This is a genomic window from Shinella sp. HY16 (assembly GCF_028534175.1).
Classification (GTDB): Bacteria; Pseudomonadota; Alphaproteobacteria; order Rhizobiales; family Rhizobiaceae; genus Shinella.
Genome location: NZ_JAHYXL010000001.1, coordinates 4003263 through 4023864 on the forward strand (window position 1 = coordinate 4003263; position 20602 = coordinate 4023864).

At 65.4% G+C, this 20602-nt stretch carries 22 protein-coding genes; 15 read left to right on the top strand and 7 right to left on the bottom strand.

The window, feature by feature from the left end; all coding sequences use genetic code 11:
* Nucleotides 1-36: 36 nt before the first annotated feature.
* From ybaK to K0P03_RS19630, 4 genes are all read right to left on the bottom strand, one after another.
* Entirely contained in the window at nucleotides 37-510 is a 474-nt protein-coding gene (gene ybaK / locus K0P03_RS19615; RefSeq protein WP_272790383.1) for a Cys-tRNA(Pro) deacylase, read from the bottom strand.
* Nucleotides 511-809: 299 nt separating this feature from the next.
* Nucleotides 810-2015: a 3-oxoadipyl-CoA thiolase gene (pcaF, locus tag K0P03_RS19620; protein ID WP_023512537.1), complete on the bottom strand. Its 1206-nt coding sequence runs from the start codon at nucleotides 2013-2015 to the stop codon at nucleotides 810-812.
* A gap of 101 nt (nucleotides 2016-2116) precedes the next feature.
* Nucleotides 2117-2806 (bottom strand): CoA transferase subunit B, encoded by a 690-nt coding sequence (locus tag K0P03_RS19625; protein ID WP_272790384.1) that lies wholly within the window; start codon nucleotides 2804-2806, stop codon nucleotides 2117-2119.
* The gene (locus K0P03_RS19630) at nucleotides 2803-3510 is read right to left on the bottom strand and encodes a 3-oxoacid CoA-transferase subunit A (RefSeq protein WP_272790385.1); all 708 of its coding nucleotides are present in this window, start codon (nucleotides 3508-3510) and stop codon (nucleotides 2803-2805) included. The genes K0P03_RS19625 and K0P03_RS19630 overlap by 4 nt, the downstream gene beginning before the upstream one ends.
* A 263-nt stretch (nucleotides 3511-3773) precedes the next feature.
* Here K0P03_RS19630 and K0P03_RS19635 point away from each other — a divergent pair, with 263 nt between their 5' ends.
* Together K0P03_RS19635 and K0P03_RS19640 are read left to right on the top strand one after the other, a co-directional pair.
* On the top strand, nucleotides 3774-4529 hold the full coding sequence (locus K0P03_RS19635; protein WP_272790386.1) for an IclR family transcriptional regulator: 756 nt from the start codon (nucleotides 3774-3776) through the stop codon (nucleotides 4527-4529).
* Nucleotides 4530-4612: 83 nt separating this feature from the next.
* A complete protein-coding gene (locus K0P03_RS19640) occupies nucleotides 4613-5263 on the top strand; it encodes a sulfite oxidase-like oxidoreductase (RefSeq protein ID WP_272790387.1) in 651 nt (216 codons plus the stop codon).
* Here the strand turns inward: K0P03_RS19640 and K0P03_RS19645 are convergent.
* Complete coding sequence (locus K0P03_RS19645) at nucleotides 5248-6132, bottom strand: helix-turn-helix domain-containing protein (protein WP_272790388.1); 885 nt, start codon at nucleotides 6130-6132, stop codon at nucleotides 5248-5250. The genes K0P03_RS19640 and K0P03_RS19645 overlap by 16 nt on opposite strands.
* Nucleotides 6133-6247: 115 nt before the next feature.
* Between K0P03_RS19645 and pobA the strand changes: the two genes are divergently transcribed.
* Entirely contained in the window at nucleotides 6248-7420 is a 1173-nt protein-coding gene (gene pobA / locus K0P03_RS19650; RefSeq protein WP_272790389.1) for a 4-hydroxybenzoate 3-monooxygenase, read from the top strand.
* Here pobA and K0P03_RS19655 read toward each other — a convergent pair.
* Both K0P03_RS19655 and pcaQ read right to left on the bottom strand, forming a co-directional pair.
* Complete coding sequence (locus K0P03_RS19655; protein WP_272790390.1) at nucleotides 7414-8280, bottom strand: phosphotransferase family protein; 867 nt, start codon at nucleotides 8278-8280, stop codon at nucleotides 7414-7416. The two genes, pobA and K0P03_RS19655, sit on opposite strands and share 7 nt — an antisense overlap.
* Nucleotides 8281-8368: 88 nt before the next feature.
* Entirely contained in the window at nucleotides 8369-9292 is a 924-nt protein-coding gene (pcaQ, locus tag K0P03_RS19660; RefSeq protein ID WP_023512545.1) for a pca operon transcription factor PcaQ, read from the bottom strand.
* Nucleotides 9293-9386: 94 nt separating this feature from the next.
* Between pcaQ and pcaD the strand changes: the two genes are divergently transcribed.
* The 12 genes from pcaD to K0P03_RS19720 all read left to right on the top strand — a co-directional run bounded on the left by pcaD (nucleotide 9387) and on the right by K0P03_RS19720 (nucleotide 20478).
* Nucleotides 9387-10199, top strand: coding sequence for a 3-oxoadipate enol-lactonase (gene pcaD, locus K0P03_RS19665; protein ID WP_023516210.1), 813 nt, complete (start codon nucleotides 9387-9389; stop codon nucleotides 10197-10199).
* On the top strand, nucleotides 10192-10596 hold the full coding sequence (gene pcaC, locus K0P03_RS19670; protein WP_023516211.1) for a 4-carboxymuconolactone decarboxylase: 405 nt from the start codon (nucleotides 10192-10194) through the stop codon (nucleotides 10594-10596). Before pcaD ends, pcaC begins: the two co-directional genes overlap by 8 nt.
* A gap of 7 nt (nucleotides 10597-10603) precedes the next feature.
* A complete protein-coding gene (pcaH, locus tag K0P03_RS19675) occupies nucleotides 10604-11353 on the top strand; it encodes a protocatechuate 3,4-dioxygenase subunit beta (RefSeq protein WP_272790391.1) in 750 nt (249 codons plus the stop codon).
* Nucleotides 11353-11967: a protocatechuate 3,4-dioxygenase subunit alpha gene (gene pcaG / locus K0P03_RS19680; RefSeq protein WP_272790392.1), complete on the top strand. Its 615-nt coding sequence runs from the start codon at nucleotides 11353-11355 to the stop codon at nucleotides 11965-11967. Before pcaH ends, pcaG begins: the two co-directional genes overlap by 1 nt.
* Before the next feature lie 195 nt (nucleotides 11968-12162).
* Entirely contained in the window at nucleotides 12163-13218 is a 1056-nt protein-coding gene (locus K0P03_RS19685; RefSeq protein ID WP_272790393.1) for a 3-carboxy-cis,cis-muconate cycloisomerase, read from the top strand.
* Nucleotides 13219-13357: 139 nt separating this feature from the next.
* Nucleotides 13358-14530: an ABC transporter substrate-binding protein gene (locus tag K0P03_RS19690; RefSeq protein ID WP_272790394.1), complete on the top strand. Its 1173-nt coding sequence runs from the start codon at nucleotides 13358-13360 to the stop codon at nucleotides 14528-14530.
* A gap of 189 nt (nucleotides 14531-14719) precedes the next feature.
* On the top strand, nucleotides 14720-15583 hold the full coding sequence (locus K0P03_RS19695; protein ID WP_023516216.1) for a branched-chain amino acid ABC transporter permease: 864 nt from the start codon (nucleotides 14720-14722) through the stop codon (nucleotides 15581-15583).
* Entirely contained in the window at nucleotides 15583-16590 is a 1008-nt protein-coding gene (locus K0P03_RS19700; protein ID WP_023516217.1) for a branched-chain amino acid ABC transporter permease, read from the top strand. Before K0P03_RS19695 ends, K0P03_RS19700 begins: the two co-directional genes overlap by 1 nt.
* Complete coding sequence (locus K0P03_RS19705) at nucleotides 16587-17351, top strand: ABC transporter ATP-binding protein (protein ID WP_272790395.1); 765 nt, start codon at nucleotides 16587-16589, stop codon at nucleotides 17349-17351. The genes K0P03_RS19700 and K0P03_RS19705 overlap by 4 nt, the downstream gene beginning before the upstream one ends.
* Nucleotides 17332-18048: an ABC transporter ATP-binding protein gene (locus K0P03_RS19710; protein WP_023516219.1), complete on the top strand. Its 717-nt coding sequence runs from the start codon at nucleotides 17332-17334 to the stop codon at nucleotides 18046-18048. The genes K0P03_RS19705 and K0P03_RS19710 overlap by 20 nt, the downstream gene beginning before the upstream one ends.
* Before the next feature lie 151 nt (nucleotides 18049-18199).
* A complete protein-coding gene (locus K0P03_RS19715; protein ID WP_272790396.1) occupies nucleotides 18200-19921 on the top strand; it encodes a thiamine pyrophosphate-requiring protein in 1722 nt (573 codons plus the stop codon).
* A 23-nt stretch (nucleotides 19922-19944) separates the two neighbouring features.
* The gene (locus tag K0P03_RS19720) at nucleotides 19945-20478 is read left to right on the top strand and encodes a 2,4'-dihydroxyacetophenone dioxygenase family protein (protein WP_272790397.1); all 534 of its coding nucleotides are present in this window, start codon (nucleotides 19945-19947) and stop codon (nucleotides 20476-20478) included.
* Nucleotides 20479-20602 lie beyond the last annotated feature (124 nt).

Below are 20602 nucleotides of genomic sequence, written 5' to 3' on the forward strand. Positions count from 1 at the left end.
AACTTAGTGTGCCTGGCGCCGAAAGAGAAGGCGCAATCAGGCAATCACGGGCGCGGCGATCGCCTTCACCGCCACCAGAACGTCGCGCGGGGCAAGGCGCACCTGAAGGCCGCGCTGCCCGCCGTTCATATAGACCTGGTCATGGACCAGCGCCGCCTCCTCGATCGCGGTCGGTACCTGCTTCTTCTGGCCGAAGGGGCTGATGCCGCCGACGACGAAGCCCGTCAGCCGTTCGGCATCTGCCGGCTTCATCATGTTGGCCGACTTGCCGCTGAAGGCGCTTGCCAGCTTCTTCATGCTGACCTCCTGGTCCGAGGGCACGATGACGCAGACCGGTTTGCCGTCCACCTCCGCCATGAGCGTCTTCAGCACCCGGCCCGGATCCTCTCCCAGCGCCGCGGCTGCCTGGATGCCGACGCGGTCGGCATTCGGATCGTACTCGTAGGTATGGACGGTGAAGGAAACGCCGGCTTTGGCAAGGGCCTGGGTGGCGCGGGTGGTCTTGGACATGGCGGACCCGTCATCGATGCGAGAAGGATGACCCGCATGGGTGCAGGAGCGCGGGGGCGCTGTCAACGTTCGATTGCCGAGGGCGAGGCGGCGGCGGACTTTGCCAGCGCCAAAGCGCTGTGCCGACGGGATGCGACGATACTTCCGAGGCGCCGTTTTTGCGCGCAGCCCTTATCCGGTTTTCGCTACCTTCTCCCCGCGGGCGGGAAGAAGGGGATGTCGCAACGGCTTTCCTGCCAGTTTGCGGCGTGGGGCACATTCCCTCTCTCCGCTTGCAGGGAGAGGAGCAGGTCGAAGCCTCAGACGCGCTCGAGTGCCACCGCGATACCTTGCCCGACGCCGATGCACATGGTGGAGAGCGAGCGCTTCTTGCCGGTGAGCTGCAATTCGAGCGCCGCCGTGCCGGTGATGCGGGCGCCGGACATGCCGAGGGGATGGCCGAGTGCGATGGCGCCGCCGTTCGGATTGACGTGATCCGCATCATCGGCGATGCCGAGCGCGCGCAGCGTCGCAAGGCCCTGCGAGGCGAAGGCCTCGTTGAGTTCGATCACGTCGAAATCGGCAGGCTTCAGGCCGAGCCGGGCGCACAGGCGCTGCGTGGCATAGACCGGGCCGATCCCCATGATGCGCGGTGGAACGCCAGCCATGGCGCCGCCGAGAATGCGGGCGATGGGCGTCAGGCCGTATTTCTTGACCGCCGCCTCCGAGGCGATGACGAGCGCTGCGGCACCGTCGTTGACGCCGGAGGCATTGCCCGCCGTCACCGTGCCACCGTCCTTCCTGAAGGGCGTGCCCAGCTTGGCGAGGGCTTCAAGCGTCGTGGCGCGCGGGTGCTCGTCCTTCTCCACCACGACCGGATCGCCCTTCCGCTGCGCGATGGTGACGGACGTGATCTCCTTCGCCAGCCGGCCGTTCGCCTGCGCCGCGGCGGCCTTGGCCTGCGAGCGCACGGCGAAGGCATCCTGATCCTCGCGGGAGACTTTGAAATCCTCGGCGACGTTTTCGCCGGTCTCCGGCATGGAATCGACACCGTACTGTTTCTTCATCAGCGGATTGACGAAGCGCCAGCCGATCGTCGTGTCGTGGATCTCCGCATGGCGGGAAAAGGCCGTCTCCGCCTTGGGCATCACGAAGGGCGCGCGGCTCATGCTCTCGACGCCGCCGGCGACGACAAGGTCCGCTTCGCCGGACTTGATGGCGCGGGCCGCGGCGATGACGGCATCCATGCCCGAGCCGCAGAGCCGGTTGATCGTCGTGCCGGACACGGCGACCGGCAGCCCGGCGAGAAGCGAGGACATGCGCGCGACATTGCGGTTGTCCTCGCCAGCCTGGTTGGCGCAGCCGAAGATCACGTCGTCGACCGCTTCCCAGTCGATGCCCGCATTCCGCGCCATCAGGGCTTTCAGCGGGATGGCGCCGAGATCGTCGGCGCGGACGGAGGAGAGCGAACCGCCGAAACGGCCGATGGGCGTGCGGATATAGTCGCAGATATAGGCGTCAGACATGATGTTCCTCTCAGGCATTCCCGGCCGAAACGGGTCGCCCTTCGGTGTTGGGGAATGCGTCAAAAACAGTATCCCGGGGCGAAACCGGCTTCGGGTTTTCCCTAGAGTTCCGGCACGACGAGATCGGCGACGGGGCCGTCGACATGCAGCTTCGCGCCGGTCATCGCCTGCAATTCGTCAAAGCTCATGCCGGCAAGTTTCTCGCGCAGCACGAAACGGCTGTCCGAAACGTCGATGACGGCATGGCTGGTATAGATGCGGGTTATGCAGCCGACGCCCGTGAGCGGGAAGGTGCAGCGCTCGACGAGCTTCGGCTCGCCGTTCTTGGTGACGTGCTCGGTGATGACGACGACCGATTTGGCCCCATGCACGAGGTCCATTGCCCCGCCGACCGCCGGCACGCCCTTGGAGCCGACACGCCAGTTGGCGAGGTCGCCGTTCTCGGCCACCTGGTAGGCACCGAGGATCGCCACGTCGAGATGGCCGCCGCGCACCATGGCGAAGCTGTCGGCATGATGGAAGAAGGCCGAACCCGGCTTCAGCGTCACGGCCTTTTTGCCGGCGTTGATCAGGTCCCAGTCCTCTTCTCCGGCGGGTGGGGCCTCGCCGAAATCGAGGATGCCGTTCTCCGTATGGAAGATCGCCGCGCGGCCTTCCGGCTGGTAGCGGGCGACCATTTCGGGAAAGCCGATGCCGAGGTTCACATAAGCGCCGTCAAAGATGTCCTGCGCGGCGCGCCAGGCGATCTGGGCGTTGGAAAGCTTGATGTCTTCACGTGTATCGACGGTCATGCGTAGGCCACTCCTGCACGGATGAGATCTTCTTCCTGCTTCGGATCGGAAACCTCGACGAGCTGGTCGACGAAGATGCCGGGTGTGATGACCTGTTCCGGATCGATGCCGCCGGGCTCGACCAACTTGCTGACCTGCACGACGGTTTTTGTCGCCGCCATGCACATCAGCGGGCTGAAATTGCGGGCGGCTTTGTTGTAGGTGAGGTTGCCGTTGGTATCGCCGACATGCGCCTTGATCAGCGCAAAGTCTGCTTTCAGCCAGCGCTCCTGCACATACATGCGGCCGTCGAATTCGGCGACCGGCTTGCCCTTGGCGAGCTCCGTGCCGTAGCTCGTCGGTGTGTAGAAGGCGGGAATGCCGGCGCCGCCGGCCCGGATGCGCTCGGCGAGCGTGCCCTGCGGCACCAGCTCCAGCTCGATCTCGCCGGCGAGATAGCGGTCGGTGAAGGCGCGCGGATCGGTGGAGCGGGGGAAGGAGCAGATCATCTTCTTCACCATGCCGGCATCGATCATCGCGGCGATGCCGATGCGCCCGTTGCCGGCATTGTTGTTGATGACTGTCAGGCCCTTCGGGCCCTTGTCGATGAGGGCGTGGATCAGTTCGATCGGGGCGCCGGAGCCACCGAAGCCGCCGATCATCACAACCGCGCCGTCTCCGATGCCCGATACGGCCTCCGCAAGGCTGGGAATTGTCTTGTCCATGCAAAATCTCCCGTTGTCGCCAACAGAGGTAAATCCAAACCGGTAAACCGGCAATCCATTTTGTGCGATATTTGACATTTGTTCAATAATCGCACAAAATGGATTGAACGCCGTGGTGGGATCAGCCGCGGCGCCGACCCCGCTCTCGACGTCATCCTCGGGCCAGACCCGAAGTGACAAAGGAGAGGGCGGAGACAGGAGGGGCAGGCGGCGGCACCCCTGCATGCTACAATGCCGTCCGGCCAGCCGATGAGGAGACAAAAGTGCGGGAAACGGATTTCATCGGCGGATTTGCCAAGGGGCTGATGGTCATCGAGGCCTTCGGTGAGGCAAAACCCCGCCTCACCATCACGGATGTTTCAAAGGAAACGGGCCTCGACCGGGCGACGGCGCGGCGCTGCCTGCTGACGCTGGCCGAACTTGGTTATGCCGCCTATGACGGCAAGTTCTTCGAACTGACGCCGAAGATTTTGCGCCTCGGTCACGCCTATCTCTCGGCGACACCCCTGCCGCGGCTGGTGCAGCCCTATCTCGACCAGCTCTCGGAGAGGGTCGGCCAGAGCGCGTCCGCTTCGGTACTGGACGGGGTCGAAATCGTCTATGTGGCGCGGGCTGCACAGAAGCGGGTGATGTCGATCAACCTCACGCCGGGTTCGCGCCTGCCGGCCTACTGCGCCTCGATGGGCCGCGTTCTCCTGGCCGCTCTCCCGGAAGCGGAGGCGCGGGCGATTGTGGAAGCTTCCGATCGCAAGGCGAACACCCCCTATACCAAGACGGCGCCGGAGGCGCTGATGGAGGAGTTGGCCGGCGTGCGGCGGAACGGCTTTGCCCTGATCGACCAGGAGCTGGAGATCGGGCTTCGCTCCATCGCCGTGCCGCTCGAAAACGCCCGCGGCCGCGTTGTCGCCGCGCTCAATATCGGTGCGCCGGCCGCTCTCGCCTCGGCGGAGGAGATGGTGACCCGCTACCTGCCGGCGATGCGCGAGGTGCAGGCGGCACTGCGGCCGGTGCTCGCCTAAAGGCAATTCCGGCCCTGCCGGGTGCCGATCTTGACAGAAGCAAGGTCGCGGCCCCACCTTTTGCACCGCAGCAGGAGGCCACCATGAGCGACGACGACAGCAAGCTCACCCGCACGAAACGCCGCTGGGCGGACGAGGGCAGGTTCCTCACGGGGCGCATTTCCCGGCCCGAGACCGACCGCCTGCCGCCCGGCCAGCATCTCGTAAAGAACTGGCCGGTGCTCGATCTCGGCCAGCAGCCGGCCATCCGCCGGGAAAGCTGGCGGCTCGACGTGAAGGGTGGCGCGGAAAACCCGCAATCCTTCAGCTGGACGGAGTTCCTGGCACTGCCGCAGAGCCAAAGACTTTCGGATATCCATTGCGTGACCACCTGGTCGCGCTACGACAACCGCTGGGAGGGTGTCGCTACCCGTGATCTGCTCGACCGTGTCATGCCGCGGTCGGAGGCGAGTTTCGTCATGTTGACGAGCTATGACGGCTATACGACAAACCTGCCGCTCGCCGATTTCGCTGTCGAGGACGCTATCCTCGCCACCCATTGGGAGGGCCAGCCGCTCTCGGCGGAGCATGGCGGGCCGATGCGCCTCGTCGTGCCGCATCTCTATTTCTGGAAAAGCGCCAAATGGTTGACGCGCATCGATTTCCTGCCCGGCGACCAGGCGGGGTTCTGGGAGCGCAACGGCTATCATATGCGCGGGGACCCCTGGGCCGAGGAGCGCTATTCCGACGACTGAGCGGAAAGCCGCTCCCGTTCCCGCAGCCGCCAGGCGCGCGGTGTCTCGCCCGTCTCGCGCAGGAAGTAGCGGGAAAAATAGGCGGGGTCGGCAAAACCGAGGCCAAGCGCGATCTCCTGCGCTGGCGCCTCGGTGAAGACGAGTTCGCGTTTCGCCTCGTCGATCAGCTTTCGACCGACATAGGCATGGGCCGTCAGGCCCGTCGCGGCCTTGACGATGCGGTTGAGATGCGTCGGCGAAATGCCGAGCTCGCCGGCGTAGAAGCCGGCCGGCTTCTGGCCGCGGAAATGCTGCTGGATCAGACCGTTGAGATGTTCCATGCGCCGTGCCGTCTCACCGGCGTCGCCTGCTGTTTCGTCCCGGCTCCAGAGCCGCGCGGAAAGCGTCAGGACCGAGACCAGATAGGCCTGCATCAGGTCGGTGCGCCCGCTTCGCCGCGTCGTCCATTCGGCGGCAAGCCGTCCGAGCGTCGAAAGCACGAAGGCACCGTCCGCATCGCCGGGATCGAGCGGCGTCACGCGCGGCTCGGAAACGAAGCGTCCCGCCTCGCCGGCAAGGCGCAGATGCGAGGCGAGCAGGGTGAAAACATAGCCGTCGACATCGCGGGAAAACCGGAAGCCGTGCTCAAGCGCCGGCGGCACCGTGGCGATGGCGGGCGGGGTCAGCGTCAACCGCCGGTCTTCGAACAGCGCATCGCCCGAACCAGCGGAAATATACAGGATCTGGAAGAAGCTCTCGTGCCGATGCAGGCCGATCTCGTAGCGGTGCAGGCTGCTGCGCGAAGGGATCGTTTCGCAGTGCAGCCAGAAATCCGGACCGTTTCCGGCTCTTTCGCCGTAGAGATCGTAGGTCGGGGCCGGTCGCTTCATCGTTCTGCCACTGTCTCGCGATGTTCGATTTGTACAATTTTGTGGCCGATCCGTCCATTGCTCGGCACCACCCTTCCCGCCGACAATTTGCGAAATGCCAGTTCGGGAGGACACTATGCGCGTTCAGGTCGTCATCATCGGTTCGGGGCCTTCGGGCCAGCTGCTCGGCCAGCTGCTCGGCAATGCCGGCATCGAGACGGTGATCCTCGACCGGTCGAGCCGCGCGCATATCCTTGGTCGCGTGCGGGCCGGGGTGCTGGAGGAGGGCACGACCGCACTGCTCGACCAGGCCGCCGTCGGCGCGCGCATGCATGCCGAAGGCTTGCCGCATGACGGTTTTTCGCTCGCCTTCGACGGCCGCGATCACCGCATCGACCTCTTCGATCTCACCGGCGGCAAGCGCGTCATGGTCTATGGCCAGACGGAGCTGACCCGTGATCTCATCGAACAGCGGGAAGCCGACGGCCGGCTGACGATCCACGAGGCGGTAAATGTCACGCCGCATGGCTTCGACGGCGCCACGCCCTACGTCACCTACGAGAAGGACGGTATCACGCACCGGATCGACTGCGATTTCATCGCCGGCTGCGACGGTTTCCACGGCGCCAGCCGCAAGGCCGTGCCGGAGAAGGCGATCCGCACCTTCGAAAAGGTCTATCCCTTCGGCTGGCTGGGCATTCTCGCAGAAGTGCCGCCGGTCAGCGACGAGCTGGTCTATGCCAACCATCCGCACGGCTTTGCCCTCTGTTCCATGCGCTCGCGCACCCGCAGCCGGTATTATCTCCAGTGCGCGCTCGACGAGAAGATCGAAGCCTGGTCCGATGCGCGCTTCTGGGACGAGCTGCGCCGCCGCCTTCCCGCCCATCATGGTGACGCGCTGGTCACCGGACCGAGCTTCGAGAAGTCGATCGCGCCGCTGCGTTCCTTCGTCGCCGAGCCGATGCGCTTCGGCCGGCTGTTCCTCGTCGGCGACGCCGCCCATATCGTGCCGCCGACGGGCGCCAAGGGGCTGAACCTTGCCGCAAGCGACGTACACTACCTTTTCTCCGGTCTCGTGGAACACTATCGGGAGCGCTCCGAGGCCGGCCTCGACGCCTATTCGGCAAGGGCGCTCGCCCGGGTCTGGAAGGCCGTGCGTTTCTCCTGGTGGATGACGAGCATGCTGCACCGTTTTCCCGGGGCCGGCGATTTCGACCAGAAGATCCAGGAAGCCGAGCTCGACTATCTCACCCATTCCCGCGCGGCCGAAATGGTGCTGGCGGAAAACTACGTCGGCCTGCCTTACTGACGCGCCGCCCAGGCGGCGATGGAGGCGATCATCGTCGCGTGGTGCTCCGACGCTTCGGCGAGGGCTGCAAGTTCCCAGAGCCGGTGCACGCCGGTCAGGAGATGGATGCGGGCACGATCGAGCGCCCGGCCCGTCAGCTGTTCATAGCTGTCCGCAACCCGCGCGGTGAGGTCGGGGCTGATGAAGTTCGTGTAGATGAAATCCTGGTGCAGCGGGCCGAAACCGGAATCGGCGAAATCGTAGATACCGTTGAGCCGTCCGGCGGCATGGTCGAAGGCCATGTTCCAGCCGTGGCCATCGAAGAACCCGTAGGTTTCGCCATGAGGATCCGGCGCCAGCGTGCGCCACCCGGAAAGGATTTCGCCCGCAAAGCCATGCAGGTCTTCCGGCAGCAGCGGCAGGGCCCTTGCCGCGATGCCATCGGCATCCAGCCAGCGCTCGATGGGCCGCGCGCCGGCGGCCTCCATCAACGGGCGGGGGAGGGCATGCAGCTGCGTGTAGAATCGGGCGAGCGTCTCACCCAACGCCCTCCGCGCCGGCTCCGGCAGCGTCTCGTAGTGAGCGGTTTCCAAATGGTCGCCGGGGATGATTGCGTGTTCGGAAAAGAGCGGTGCGCCCTCGTGGAGGTGAAGGTCTGGAACGGGCATTGCAAGATGCGGGCGGATGGTCGCGAGGATAGAGGCTTCGCGGCGCAGCGCCTGTTCCGCCTCCTCGCCCTGCGGGAACTTGAAGACGCGACGTTCGTCCACCGCCACCGCACGCGAATGCCAGCCGCCCGGCAGTAGCCGGAAGGCGGCATTTTCCAGATCGGGATAAAGTGCGACGATCGCGGTGCGGAAAGAGATAAGTTCGCTTGTCATGCACCCTTCCTAGAGCAATTCCAGCAAAAGCGGGAAGCGGCTTTGCGCCCGCAATTGTGGCGAACCCTCTGGCCGAGGGGCGAAGGGCTCAAGCCGCGGGCGATACCTTGCCTGCCACTTCGCGGATCGTCTGGATGAGGATGGACAGTGGCATGGACGGCACGGCGTCGGTGCGCATGGTGAGGCCGACGGGCCCCTTCGTGCCGCTCGTATCGATCGGCAGCGCCGCGAGCGCACCATCCGCGATATCCGCCGCCACCACCCCTTCGGAAATGATCCAGATCGCATCGCTTTCGCGCACGAAGGCGCGGCCGAAGGCGTCGGACACGGTCTCGATCTGGTTCGGAAGGCCGGCAATACCGTTGGTGATCAGAAAGCTTTCGACGAAGGGGCGGATGATCGAGGCGCGCGTCGGCATCAGCACGGGATAGGCGTCGAGCCCGGCAAAGGCCGATCCGCCGGCAAGCAGCGGATGGCCGGCGCGCACGCAGAAGACCACCTTTTCCGAATAGAGGTGCTCGAAGGAGAAGCCCGTCATCTTCTCCGGTGCAGCAAGGCGCCCGACGACGAGATCGAGGTCGCCGACGCGCAGCTGCTCCAGCAGAACCGCGTTTTCGCCCGTGACGATCTTTAAGCGTGCGCCCGTCTCTTCCGCGAGAAACAGCGCCATCGCCTTCGGCATGATGCGCGTCGAGACGGTGGGCAATGCGCCGATTCGGATCGGCGGGGCATCGCCGGAAAGCGCCTGCGAGACCGAATCAAAGCCTTGCCGGAGCGCCGCCAGCACTGCGCCGGCATGCTTGAGGAAGACCTCGCCATGCCGGGTGATCTTGATGCCGCGCCCCTCGCGCTCGAAGACGGCGACGCCGAGAACCTCCTCCAGTTCACGGATCGTCTTCGTCACGGCAGGCTGGCTGACATGCAGGATTTCCGCTGCCTTCATCACGCTTCTCTGGCGGGCCACCTCGACAAAGGTCTGCAGATGGCGGAACTTGATACGGCTATCGACCATGGTTTCCATAACCCTCAAGTTAACGAAACGGCATGAAATATCATTTTACCTAACCAGATCAAGGGGCCAATCTGAGGGTCCGGAGGAGACAGAAGTGCAGTTCGCAACCGTCAACGACGTCATCTTGCACCACCAGCTGATCGGCGGGCCGGCGGGCCGGCCGGTGATCGTCTTTGCCAATTCGCTCGGCACCGACTTCCGCATCTGGCGTGACGTCGTCGTGCGCCTTGCTGGCGACTTCCCCATCGTTACCTATGACAAGCGCGGCCATGGCCTGTCCGATCTCGGCCAGGTACCCTATTCGATCGACGACCATGTCCTCGATCTCGCCGCACTGCTCGACCGGCTGGATGTGAAGGGTGCCGTCATCTGCGGCCTTTCCGTCGGGGGCATGATCGCGCAGGGCCTTGCGGCGAAGCGGCCGGACCTCGTCCGGGCGCTGGTGCTCTGCGACACGGCGCACAAGATCGGCACGGCCGAGATGTGGAATGCGCGTATCGAAAGCGTCGAGACGAAGGGTATCGAAGGTCTCGTCGACGCCGTCATGGAGCGCTGGTTCACGCCGGCCTTCCGTCGTCCGGAGAACGCCGCCTATCACGGCTACCGCAACATGCTCACCCGCCAGTCCGCGGTCGGTTATGCCGCCACCTGCGCCGCGCTGCGCGACGCCGACCTCACCCGTTCGACGGAACGCCTTGCCGTACCGACGCTCTGCGTCGTCGGAGACCAGGACGGCTCGACCCCGCCGGATGTGGTGCTGTCCATGGCAAAGCTCATTGCCGGCGCCCGCTACGAGGTCATCAAGGATGCCGGGCACATTCCCTGCGTCGAGCAGCCGGAAATGCTGACGGAGATGATCCGCGCCTTCATCGCCACCCTACCTGCCGGAGACGAGCCCCATGGCTGATGCGCATACCTTTTCCGACCGCTACCGCCAGGGCATGGTGACCCGGCGCGCGGTGCTCGGCGACAGTCATGTCGACCGCGCCTCCTCCGGCGCCACCGCCTTTGACCAGCCCTTCCAGGAGCTGATCACCGAAGCGGCGTGGGGCACGGTCTGGTCGCGGCCCGGCTGGACGATGCGCGAGCGCTCGATGGTGACGATCGCGCTGCTCGCCGCGCTCGGTCACGATGAGGAGGTGGCGATGCATGTGCGCGCCACCGTCAACACCGGCGCCAGCCGCGAGGATATCGCCGAGGCGCTTCTGCATGTCGCGATCTATGCCGGCGTGCCGGCGGCCAACCGGGCGATCAAGATCGCCAAGCACGTCTTCGAGGACATGGACGCCGAAAAGGCGGCCTGAGGAAACCATGACGGACCTTTCCAATCGCAAGCCCGAAACAGGCGCCTTCTTCTCCCGTGATCGCCTGTGGCATCCGCCGGGCCTGACGCCGGGCTACAAGACCTCCGTGCTGCGCTCGCCGCAGAAGGCCCTTCTGTCGCTCGACGGCACGGTTTCGGAAATCACCGGCCCGGTCTTCGGTCATGCGATGCTGGGCGAGCTCGACAACGACCTGATTCACAATTTCGCAAAACCGGGCGAAAGCGCGATCGGCGAGCGCATCATCGTGCACGGCCGGGTGCTCGACGAGCGGGCGCGGCCGGTGGCGGGCGCGCTGCTTGAGTTCTGGCAGGCCAATGCCGGCGGGCGCTACCGCCACAAGAAGGAAAGCTATCTCGCGCCGCTTGATCCGAATTTCGGCGGCTGCGGGCGCACCATCACCGATGAAGACGGCCATTATGCCTTCCGCACCGTCAAGCCCGGCCCCTATCCCTGGCCAAACGGCGTCAACGACTGGCGCCCGGCGCATATTCATTTCTCCGTCTTTGGCCACGGTTTCGCCCAGCGGCTGATCACGCAGATGTATTTCGAGGGTGACCCGATGATCTGGAAATGTCCCATCGTGCAGACGATTCCGGACAAGGCGGCCATCGAGCAGCTGGTCGCCGCGCTCGATTGGGGCAACACGATCCCCATGGATGCGCGCGCCTACAAGTTCGACATCGTGCTGCGCGGCCGCCGCTCGACGCTCTTCGAAAACCGGATGGAGGGCAACTGATGGTGCAGCCGCTCGGTTATCTCAAGGAAAGCGCCTCGCAGACGGCAGGCCCCTATGTCCATATCGGTCTCACGCCGAATTTTTCCGGCATTGCCGGCGTCTATGAGAGCGATCTCGGTGCCACCATGGTGAACGACAGGACGCTCGGACGGCGCATCACCATCACCGGGCGGGTGCTCGACGGCACCGGCACGCCACTGAAGGATGCGCTGATCGAGATCTGGCAGGCGGATGCGGCAGGTCTCTACAACAGCCTCTCGGAGCTGCGCGGCAGCGCCGATCCCAATTTTACCGGCTGGGGTCGTGCCGCCACCGACGGAGAGACCGGCGAGTACCGCTTCGAGACCATCAAGCCTGGCCGCGCGCCCTTCAAGGACGGCCGCCCGATGGCGCCGCACATTTCGTTCTGGATCGTCGCCCGCGGCATCAATCTCGGCCTCAACACGCGTCTCTACTTCGGCGATGAAGAGGCGGCCAATGCCGAGGACCCGGTGCTCGCCCGCATCGAACACCGGGTGCGCGTGTCGACGTTGATCGCAGCGGTGGACGGGGACAGCTACCGCTTCGACATTCATCTGCAGGGCGAGAAGGAAACGGTGTTCTTCGATATCTAGGCTGTGTGCTAAGCTCGGCACCGGCTACGTGGATCCTCGGATCAAGCCCGAGGATGACGAAAGAAGCGAGGTTTGCAGTCAGATTGACGGCGCCGCATGCCGCATCGTTCATGAGGTCCGTGACCTCTCCTCCTCTCCGTCATTCTCGGGCTTGACCCGACGATCCACGCGCTTCCCATCGGAAAAGAGCGACACATGACCGTTTCTCCCTTCGACCATCCCTATCTCTCCGGCCTGCTCGGCGACGAGGCGGTGGCAGCGCTGTTTTCCGTCGCTGCTGAGCTTGAGGCCATGCTCGCGTTCGAGGTGGCGCTGGCAAGGGCCGAAGTAGAGGCGGGTGTGATCCCGGCAGAAGCCGCCGCGGCGATCGAGGCTGCCGCGCACCGCTTCTCGCCGGATGTCGCAAGTCTCAGGGCCGCCACCGCCCGCGACGGTGTGGTGGTGCCCGATTTCGTTCGCCAACTCCGCGCCGCCGTCGGCGAGCCGCATCGCCGGCATGTACATGTCGGCGCGACCAGCCAGGATGTCGTCGACACCGGGCTGATGCTGCGCCTCTCACGCGTCTTGCCTGTTCTTGAAAACCGGCTGGAAGCGCTGACCGGCGTGCTCGATGGTCTCGCCGTCACCTTCGGCGACCGGGTGTTGATGGGGCGCACCCGCATGCAGGCTGCCATCCCCATTACCGTGGCGGACCGCGTCGGCGCTTGGCGTGCGCCCCTTGAGCGCCATCATACGCGCCTGAAGGGTCTGATGGAGGAGGGGCTTGTCGTGCAGTTCGGCGGCGCGGCGGGCACGCTGGAGAAACTGGGCGAGAAAGCACCGGCCGTGCGTGCCGCGCTTGCCCGCAATCTCGGTCTTGTGGATGTCCCGCAGTGGCATAGCCAGCGGGACCGCATCATGGACCTTGCCGCCCTCCTTTCCGGCATCAGCGGCAGCCTTGGAAAGATCGGGCAGGATGTCGTCCTGATGGCCGACCGTGGCGACGAGATCGCGCTTGCCGGCGGCGGTTCTTCCTCCGCCATGCCGCACAAGCAGAACCCGGTCGCCGCCGAAGGGCTGGTCGCGCTTGCCCGGTTCAATGCGGCACAGCTCGGCGGTCTGGCGCAGGCGATGGTGCATGAACAGGAGCGTTCCGGGGCGGCCTGGACGCTGGAATGGATGATCCTGCCACAGATGGTGGTCGCCACCGGCGCTGCCCTTCGCCTGGCCGATACGATGCTGTCGTCCGTTCGGCATCTGGGTGCGGCCTGATGTGTTTTCATAATTTCTAAGTTATGAAATAGCCATATTTTTTCATTTTACATTACCGTTTCATCTGTCAATCTGACAAAAATCCAGTTTTGGACAGGATCGAGCACCGGTGGGAGACCGGCCTTTCAGGGAGGAAAACATGAAACATGTCGCGATCGCCGCGCTGGCGGCTGTGCTGATGGGAAGTGCTGCCCATGCCGATGTAATCAAGGTCGGCGTCGTCGGGCCGTTCTCCGGCCCCTTCGCGCTCCAGGGCAAGAACTTCAAGGCAGGCATCGACGCCTATATGGCGCTGAACGGCAACACGGTTGGCGACGACACGATCGAGGTGATCTACCGCGACATCCCGACCGCCGACCCGGCCCAGTCCAAGGCGCTGTCGCAGGAGCTCGTCGTCAAGGAAGGCGTACAGTACCTAGCCGGATTCTACTTCACGCCGGATGCGATGGCCGCGACCCCGCTGCTCGAACAGGCCAATGTGCCGATGGTGGTGATGAACGCGGCGACGTCAGCCATCGTCACCAAGAGCCCCTATGTGGTGCGCACCTCTTTCACCACCTGGCAGACTTCGACGCCGATCGCCAAGGTCGCCTTCGACGGTGGCACCAAGAAGATCATTTCCGTCGTCAGCGACTATGGTCCGGGCGTCGATGCGGAAGCTGCCTTCAAGGCGGGCTTCGAGGCGGCGGGCGGCGAGATTGTCGAGGCGATCCGCATGCCGCTCCAGACCAACGACTTCTCGCCGATCATGCAGCGCATCAAGGATTCCGGCGCCGAAGGCGTCTTTGCCTTCCTGCCCTCGGGCCCGACGACGCTCGGCTTCGTCAAGGCCTTCAACGAGAACGGTCTGAAAGCCGGCGGCATCAAGTTCTTCGCGCCCGGCGACCTGACGCAGGAATCCGACCTGCCGGCGCTCGGCGAGGCGGCGCTGGGTCTCACGACCACCTTCCACTATGCCGTCTCACACGATTCAGCGGAGAACAAGACATTCGTCGAGGCCGCCGGCAAGGCGATCGGCAATCCGGCGGAGCTCTCCTTCCCCGCGGTTGGCGCGTATGACGGCATGCATGTCATCTACAAGATGATCGAGGCAACGGGCGGCGCGCAGGATGCGGCCAAGGCGGTCGAGGCCGTGAAGGGTCTTTCCTGGGAAAGCCCGCGCGGACCGGTTTCGATCGATCCGGCAAGCCGTCATATCACGCAGAACATCTACCTGCGCGAAGTGGCCAAGGCCGATGACGGGACCTACTACAACAAGGAGGTGCAGACCTTCGAAAAGCAGGGCGACCCCGGCCTTGCGGCGGCGAAGTAACCATCGTTGCTGCCTGGCAAATGGCTTGTTCCTAACCCTCTCCCCGCAGACGGGGAGAGGGGACGTGCCCCGCACCACGGTGTAGATTTGAGGAAAACGGTGCGGCATGTCCCTTCGCCCCGCTCGCGGGGAGACGGTGACCGGCAGGCCGGATGAGGGGCTGTTCCTCCACCACAGCAGGATAGTTGGATGCAAACGGTCTTCAGCATCGGCGTCGACGCCCTCGCCTACGGCATGGTGCTCTTCGTCATCTCGATCGGCCTCTCGGTGACGATGGGGCTGATGCGGGTCGTCAACCTCGCGCATGGCGCCTTCGCGATGATCGGCGGCTACATCGCCTCCTATGCCGCGCGCGACCTCGGCCTTGCCTATGCCGTTGCCGTCATGCTTGCCGTCTTCGGCACCATCCTGATCGCCATTCCCGTCGAGCGCCTGCTCTATCGCCGCGTCTATGGCCAGCCGGAGCTGACGCAGGTGCTGATGACCATCGGCATCACCTTCTGCGTCATCGGCATCGCCAACTATGTCTTCGGGCCGACGCTGAAGACCATTCCGACGCCGGAAAGCCTGCGCGCGCCGGTCAGCCTCGGCTTCCGTACGGTTTCGGCGCATCGCCTCTTCGTCATTGCCTGCGGTGCCGCGGTCGCGCTCGGCCTCTGGTATTTCATCGAGCGCACGGCCTTCGGCGTGAAGTTGCGCGCGAGCGTCGACAACGCGGCCATGGCCGCCGCCCTCGGAGTGAAGACCGAGGTCGTCTATGCCGTCAGCTTCGCCGTCGCGGTCGGCCTTGCCGCCTTCGGGGGTGTCGTCGGCGCCGAGCTGTTGCCGATCGAGCCCTACTATGCGCTGCGCTACATGGTGACCTTCCTCGTCGTCGTCTCGGTTGGCGGGGCGGGCTCCATTCCGGGTGCGCTCGCCGCCTGCCTGCTGCTTGGCGCCATCGATACGACGGGGCGCTACCTGATGCCGGAATTCGGCGAATTCTTCTTCTATCTCGCGGTCATCGCCATCGTCTGGATTTTCCCGCGCGGCCTTGCCGGAAGGATGAAGTGATGGCGCTCACCATGAACACCGACAACCTCTCCACCACCCACGACCGCCGCGCCCGCCTGACGCGCGATGCGATCGGGGTCCTCGTTATCCTTGTGGTCGCCGTCCTCGGCTATCTCCTCTTTCCCAACAACCTCGCGCTGCTAACACGCATCACGGCGATCGCGCTCTTGGTCCTCTCGCTCGATCTCGTCACCGGCTACTGCGGCGTGGCAACGCTCGGCCATGCCGCGCTGTTTGGTGCAGGGGCCTATGGGGCGGGCATCGCGGCGGCCCATTTCGGCATTACCGATCCGATCGCCATGCTCGCCGTCGGCGTGGTCGCGGGTGCGCTCGCCGGCCTTGTCTCCGGTGCCGTCGTTCTGCGGGCGCATGGCCTGCCGCAGCTTGTGCTGTCCATCGCCATCGTCCATCTGGCCCACGAGGCGGCCAACAAGGCGTCCGGCTGGACCGGCGGCAGCGACGGTCTTGCCGGCATCATGCCGGATGCCGTCTTCGGCCTCTGGCAATTCGACCTGTGGGGCCGCACGGCCTATGTCTTCGGCATCGTGCTGCTGGTCGCCGTCTTCGTCGTTCTGCGCCAGATCGTGCGCTCGCCCTTCGGCATGCTCTGCCGCGGCATCAAGCAGGACCCGCTGCGCGTGCGCGCCATGGGCGCCTCGGTGCACGGCACGCTGATCCGGATGTACGCCATCTCGGGTGCCGTCGCCGGGGCGGGCGGGGCACTCAACGCCATCTCGACCCAGGTCGTCGGCCTCGACAGCCTGTCCTTCACGCTCTCGGCCGAAGCCCTCGTCATGCTCGTGCTCGGCGGCACCGGCTCGCTCTACGGCGCGCTGATCGGCACACTCTCCTTCCTGTGGTTCGAGGACGTCGTCTCGGCGGCCAATCCGTTCCACTGGCTCACCATCGTCGGCGCGCTGCTGATCGCCGTGGTGCTCTTCGCGCCGAAGGGGCTCTACGGCTCGCTCGCCGCCCTCCTCGAACGCCGCGGAAGGAAGGACCGATGAACGCGATTTTTGATGTCCGCAACCTGAAGCGGAGCTTCGGCGGCCTCGCCGTCACCAACGATGTGTCCCTGTCGATGGCACCGGGCGACCGGGTTGCGCTGATCGGCCCGAACGGCGCCGGCAAGACGACCTTCGTCAACCTCGTCACCGGCAATCTCCTGCCGAATTCCGGCACGGTCACGCTCGGCGGCGAGGATGTCACCCGCCTCGGGCCGACGGAGCGCGTGCGCCGCGGCCTCGTGCGGTCCTTCCAGGTGACGCGGCTCTTCTCCGAGATGACGCCGGAGGACCATGTCGCGCTCGCCATCCTGCAGCGCCAAGGCCGGTCCGGCCGCATGTTCGCCAGCCACCGCGCCATGCCTGACGTGATGGATGAGGTGCATGCGCTGCTTGCCCGGCTCGGCATCGCCCAGCTTGCCGGCCGCCGCGTCAGCGAGATCGCCTACGGCCAGCAAAGATTGCTGGAACTCGCGCTTGCGCTTGCGCTCAAACCCAGGGTCCTGCTGCTCGACGAGCCCGCCGCCGGCGTGCCGCAGAGCGATACGGCGCGCATCGAGCAGGCGATTGCCGATCTGCCGGCGGATCTTGCCGTTCTGATGATCGAGCACGACATGGACCTTGTCTTCCGCTTCGCAAAGCGCGTCATCGTGCTGGCGGCGGGCGAGATCATCTTCGACGGATCGCCAGACGCGGTGACGAAGGACGCCCGTGTTCGACAGGCCTATCTCGGGAGTTATGCCGATGCCCGCAGCGTCGCTTGAAATCGCCGGTCTTTCCGCCGGCTACGGCCCGACGCGGGTTCTGGAGGATATCTCCTTTGCCGCGGATGCCGGCCGCAGGCTCGCCGTGCTCGGCCGCAACGGCATGGGAAAATCCACGCTCTTCGCCACGCTCGCCGGCCAGACGAAGCGTTATGGTGGCGCTATCCGCCTCGGCGGAGAGGCGATCGAGGGTATGGGCAGCTCCGCCCGCGCGCTGAAGGGGCTCGGCTACGTGCCGCAGTCTCGCGACGTCTTCCCGACGCTGACGGTGGAGGAAAACCTCTTCGTCGGGCTGAAGGGCCGCCCGCGCACGGCTATCGATGAGGCCTATGCCATGTTCCCTCGGCTCAAGGAGCGGCGCAGGAACCTCGGCTCGCAGCTTTCCGGCGGCGAGCAGCAGATGCTCACGACGGCGCGCACCATTCTCGGCCAACCCTCCGTGCTCCTGCTCGACGAGCCGCTGGAGGGCCTTGCCCCTGTTATCTGCGAGGAACTGATGGCGGCGTTCGGTACGCTTGCGGCCTCCGGCGAGATGACCATCCTGCTTGTCGAACAGCGCATCCAGAGCGCGCTCGATTTCGCCGACGACGTGATCATCCTCGAGCGCGGCCGCATCGCCTGGACCGGCACTCCGGCGGCGCTCGCTGCCGACCGGCACACGGTTGAGGCGCTGCTCGGCGTCGGCGGGCTGCACTGAGAGCAATTCATACGGCTTTCGTTATGTATCGTGGCCGGCATTTCATTTTACATCACTGTCCTGCCTGTCAGAGTGCTGCCTGAGACCTGTGCCGTCCGGTTCGAGGAAACCGGCGGCCGCGGGCAGGCTGCCGCACGACGGGGAGGTTCCGATGGGCGAAGACGATCTTGCCGGGGCGCCGGCAATGACGGCGGGCGGTGCGCTGCTCGCCCGACTGAAGGCGGTCGGCATCGACTTTATCTTCGCCAATTCCGGCACGGATTTTCCGCCAATCATCGAGGGCCTGGCCGAGGCGGAGGCGAAGGGCATCGCCCTGCCGCAAGCGCTCGTCATGCCGCATGAATCGGCGGCGATGGGCATGGCGCACGGCTATTATCTCGCCACCGGCCGTGCCCAGGCGGTGATGGCGCATACCAATGTCGGCCTTGCCAATTGCGCCATCGGCGCCATCAACGCCGCGATGGAGCATATCCCGGTTCTCCTGTTCTCCGGCCGCACGCCGGTCACCGAGCGCGGAAGAAAGGGGTCACGCACCGTGCCGATCGGCTGGGGGCAGGAGATGCGCGACCAGGCGGCGCTGGTGCGCGAGGCCTGCAAGTGGGACGACGAGCTGCGCTTCCCCGAGCATATCCCGCAGATGGTCGACCGGGCGCATGCCATCGCCAATTCCACGCCGCGCGGGCCGGTCTATATGAGCCTGCCGCGCGAGGTGCTCTGCCAGCCTTGCCCGACGGAGGACCTTGCGGCGCCGGCAACCATGATGCCTGCCGTCTCCACGCCATCGGCCGAAGCGGTTGCGGAGGCCGCGCGTCTTCTGGCGGCGGCGGAGAGCCCGGTTATCTTCGCGCAGCACGGCGCCGGGTCGGCCGAGGGGTTTGCCGCCCTCGCGGCGCTGGCGGGTGACTGGGGCATTCCCGTCTGCCAGTACTGGGCGGTGCAGCTTGCCATGGCGACGGACCATCCGATGGCCGCACAGGCCGATCCGGGGCCCCTCCTGGAGGCTGCCGACGTGGTGCTCATCCTCGATGCGCTGGCGCCCTGGTCGCCGGATGTCCATCTGCTCCGGCCCGGCTGCAAGGTCATCCAGCTCGCCCAGGATCCGCTCTGCCAGCGCCAGCCGGTACGCTACTTCCGCTCCGACGTGACGCTCGCCGGCGATGTCGATACCGGCCTGCTGGCCCTGAAGGTGGCGATGGACCTGCTGCTGCCCGCCCATCGCACCACGGCGGAACGTCGCACCACGGCGGTTGCGCAACGCAACCGCATGGCCCGCAACGGCGTTCTTGATGCGGCCCGGCGCGGAGGCGGCACGCCGATGACGAAGGATTTCGTCAGCCTGACGCTTTCCGAGGCGCTGGCGGGCCGGAATGCCACCGTGCTTTCCGAACTCGGCTGCCCGCTGGCACCGATGACGCTTTCTCATCATCAGGCCTGGTATCAGGAGCCGCATTCCGGCGGCCTCGGCTGGTCCTTTCCCGCCGCGCTCGGCATGCAGCTGGCGCGGCGAGAGCGGCTCATCGTCGCCACCATGGGCGACGGTTCGTACATGTTCGCCAATCCCGTCGTCTGCCATCAGATCGCCGAGGCGCTGGAACTGCCGATCCTTGTCCTTATCGTCAACAATGCCGAATGGGGTGCGGTGCGCCAGTCGGTGCTCGGCCTCTATCCGGACGGGTATGCGGCGAAGACCAACCGCATGCCGCTGACCGCGCTTTCGCCGGTGCCGGATTTCGTGAAGGTCGCCGAGGCGAGCCGGGCCTATGCAAGACGTGTCACCGACGGCGCCGCCCTTTCCGATGCACTTGCCGAGGCGATCGACCATATCGAGACGAAGCGGACGCTCGCGCTGCTCGACATCGCCGTCCGCGCCTGAACCATCATACGAGGAGGAAATCCATGCCCGAGCTTGCAAAGAACGAATTCTGGAAGGATCTGAAGCCGATCGACACGGTGTTCCAGCCGGACGCCCAGCCGGAGGTCTATCTCCAGAATGCGCCGACCGACGACGAGCGCTACTACGTGCCCTTCACCGAGCCCGTCTCCTCCCGTCCGCTGTGGATCTCGCCGACGCAGAACAAGTGGTGCGACATCCTGATGGCGAAGAAGGCGGGGCTGGTGAATCGCCACTACCACCCGCACGAGGTCTTCGCCTATACGATCTCCGGCAAGTGGGGCTATCTGGAGCACGACTGGACGGCGACGGCCGGCGACTTCGTCTACGAGACGCCCGGCGAGGGCCACACGCTCGTCGCCTATGAGCACGAGCAACCGATGAAGGTGTTCTTCCAGGTCAAGGGGCCGCTGATCTGGCTCGACGACAAGGGAGAGCCCGACGGCTTCTTCGACGTGCACAACTACATTGCCCTCTGTCGTGACCACTATGAGAAGGTCGGGCTCGGGCGGGATTATGTGGAGCGGCTTTTTCGCTAGAGCCGTTCCAGCCGAAGCGAAATCGCTTCGGCGTCAGGTAAAAGGGCCTGTTTCCTGCGGAACAGCGGCGGGCGCGGCGATGTGCGACCTTCTGGTCACCGGATGAGAGAGGCTCATCCCAATG

Excerpts from the sequence above, each read along its gene's own strand:
- ybaK (WP_272790383.1), bottom strand. The coding sequence starts at position 510 with ATGTCCAAGACCACCCGCGCCACCCAGGCCCTTGCCAAAGCCGGCGTT.
- pcaF (WP_023512537.1), bottom strand. The coding sequence starts at position 2,015 with ATGTCTGACGCCTATATCTGCGACTATATCCGCACGCCCATCGGCCGT.
- K0P03_RS19625 (WP_272790384.1), bottom strand. The coding sequence starts at position 2,806 with ATGACCGTCGATACACGTGAAGACATCAAGCTTTCCAACGCCCAGATC.
- K0P03_RS19630 (WP_272790385.1), bottom strand. The coding sequence starts at position 3,510 with ATGGACAAGACAATTCCCAGCCTTGCGGAGGCCGTATCGGGCATCGGA.
- K0P03_RS19640 (WP_272790387.1), top strand. The coding sequence starts at position 4,613 with ATGAGCGACGACGACAGCAAGCTCACCCGCACGAAACGCCGCTGGGCG.
- K0P03_RS19645 (WP_272790388.1), bottom strand. The coding sequence starts at position 6,132 with ATGAAGCGACCGGCCCCGACCTACGATCTCTACGGCGAAAGAGCCGGA.
- pobA (WP_272790389.1), top strand. The coding sequence starts at position 6,248 with ATGCGCGTTCAGGTCGTCATCATCGGTTCGGGGCCTTCGGGCCAGCTG.
- K0P03_RS19655 (WP_272790390.1), bottom strand. The coding sequence starts at position 8,280 with ATGACAAGCGAACTTATCTCTTTCCGCACCGCGATCGTCGCACTTTAT.
- pcaQ (WP_023512545.1), bottom strand. The coding sequence starts at position 9,292 with ATGGTCGATAGCCGTATCAAGTTCCGCCATCTGCAGACCTTTGTCGAG.
- pcaC (WP_023516211.1), top strand. The coding sequence starts at position 10,192 with ATGGCTGATGCGCATACCTTTTCCGACCGCTACCGCCAGGGCATGGTG.
- pcaH (WP_272790391.1), top strand. The coding sequence starts at position 10,604 with ATGACGGACCTTTCCAATCGCAAGCCCGAAACAGGCGCCTTCTTCTCC.
- pcaG (WP_272790392.1), top strand. The coding sequence starts at position 11,353 with ATGGTGCAGCCGCTCGGTTATCTCAAGGAAAGCGCCTCGCAGACGGCA.
- K0P03_RS19685 (WP_272790393.1), top strand. The coding sequence starts at position 12,163 with ATGACCGTTTCTCCCTTCGACCATCCCTATCTCTCCGGCCTGCTCGGC.
- K0P03_RS19690 (WP_272790394.1), top strand. The coding sequence starts at position 13,358 with ATGAAACATGTCGCGATCGCCGCGCTGGCGGCTGTGCTGATGGGAAGT.
- K0P03_RS19695 (WP_023516216.1), top strand. The coding sequence starts at position 14,720 with ATGCAAACGGTCTTCAGCATCGGCGTCGACGCCCTCGCCTACGGCATG.
- K0P03_RS19700 (WP_023516217.1), top strand. The coding sequence starts at position 15,583 with ATGGCGCTCACCATGAACACCGACAACCTCTCCACCACCCACGACCGC.
- K0P03_RS19705 (WP_272790395.1), top strand. The coding sequence starts at position 16,587 with ATGAACGCGATTTTTGATGTCCGCAACCTGAAGCGGAGCTTCGGCGGC.
- K0P03_RS19710 (WP_023516219.1), top strand. The coding sequence starts at position 17,332 with ATGCCCGCAGCGTCGCTTGAAATCGCCGGTCTTTCCGCCGGCTACGGC.
- K0P03_RS19715 (WP_272790396.1), top strand. The coding sequence starts at position 18,200 with ATGGGCGAAGACGATCTTGCCGGGGCGCCGGCAATGACGGCGGGCGGT.
- K0P03_RS19720 (WP_272790397.1), top strand. The coding sequence starts at position 19,945 with ATGCCCGAGCTTGCAAAGAACGAATTCTGGAAGGATCTGAAGCCGATC.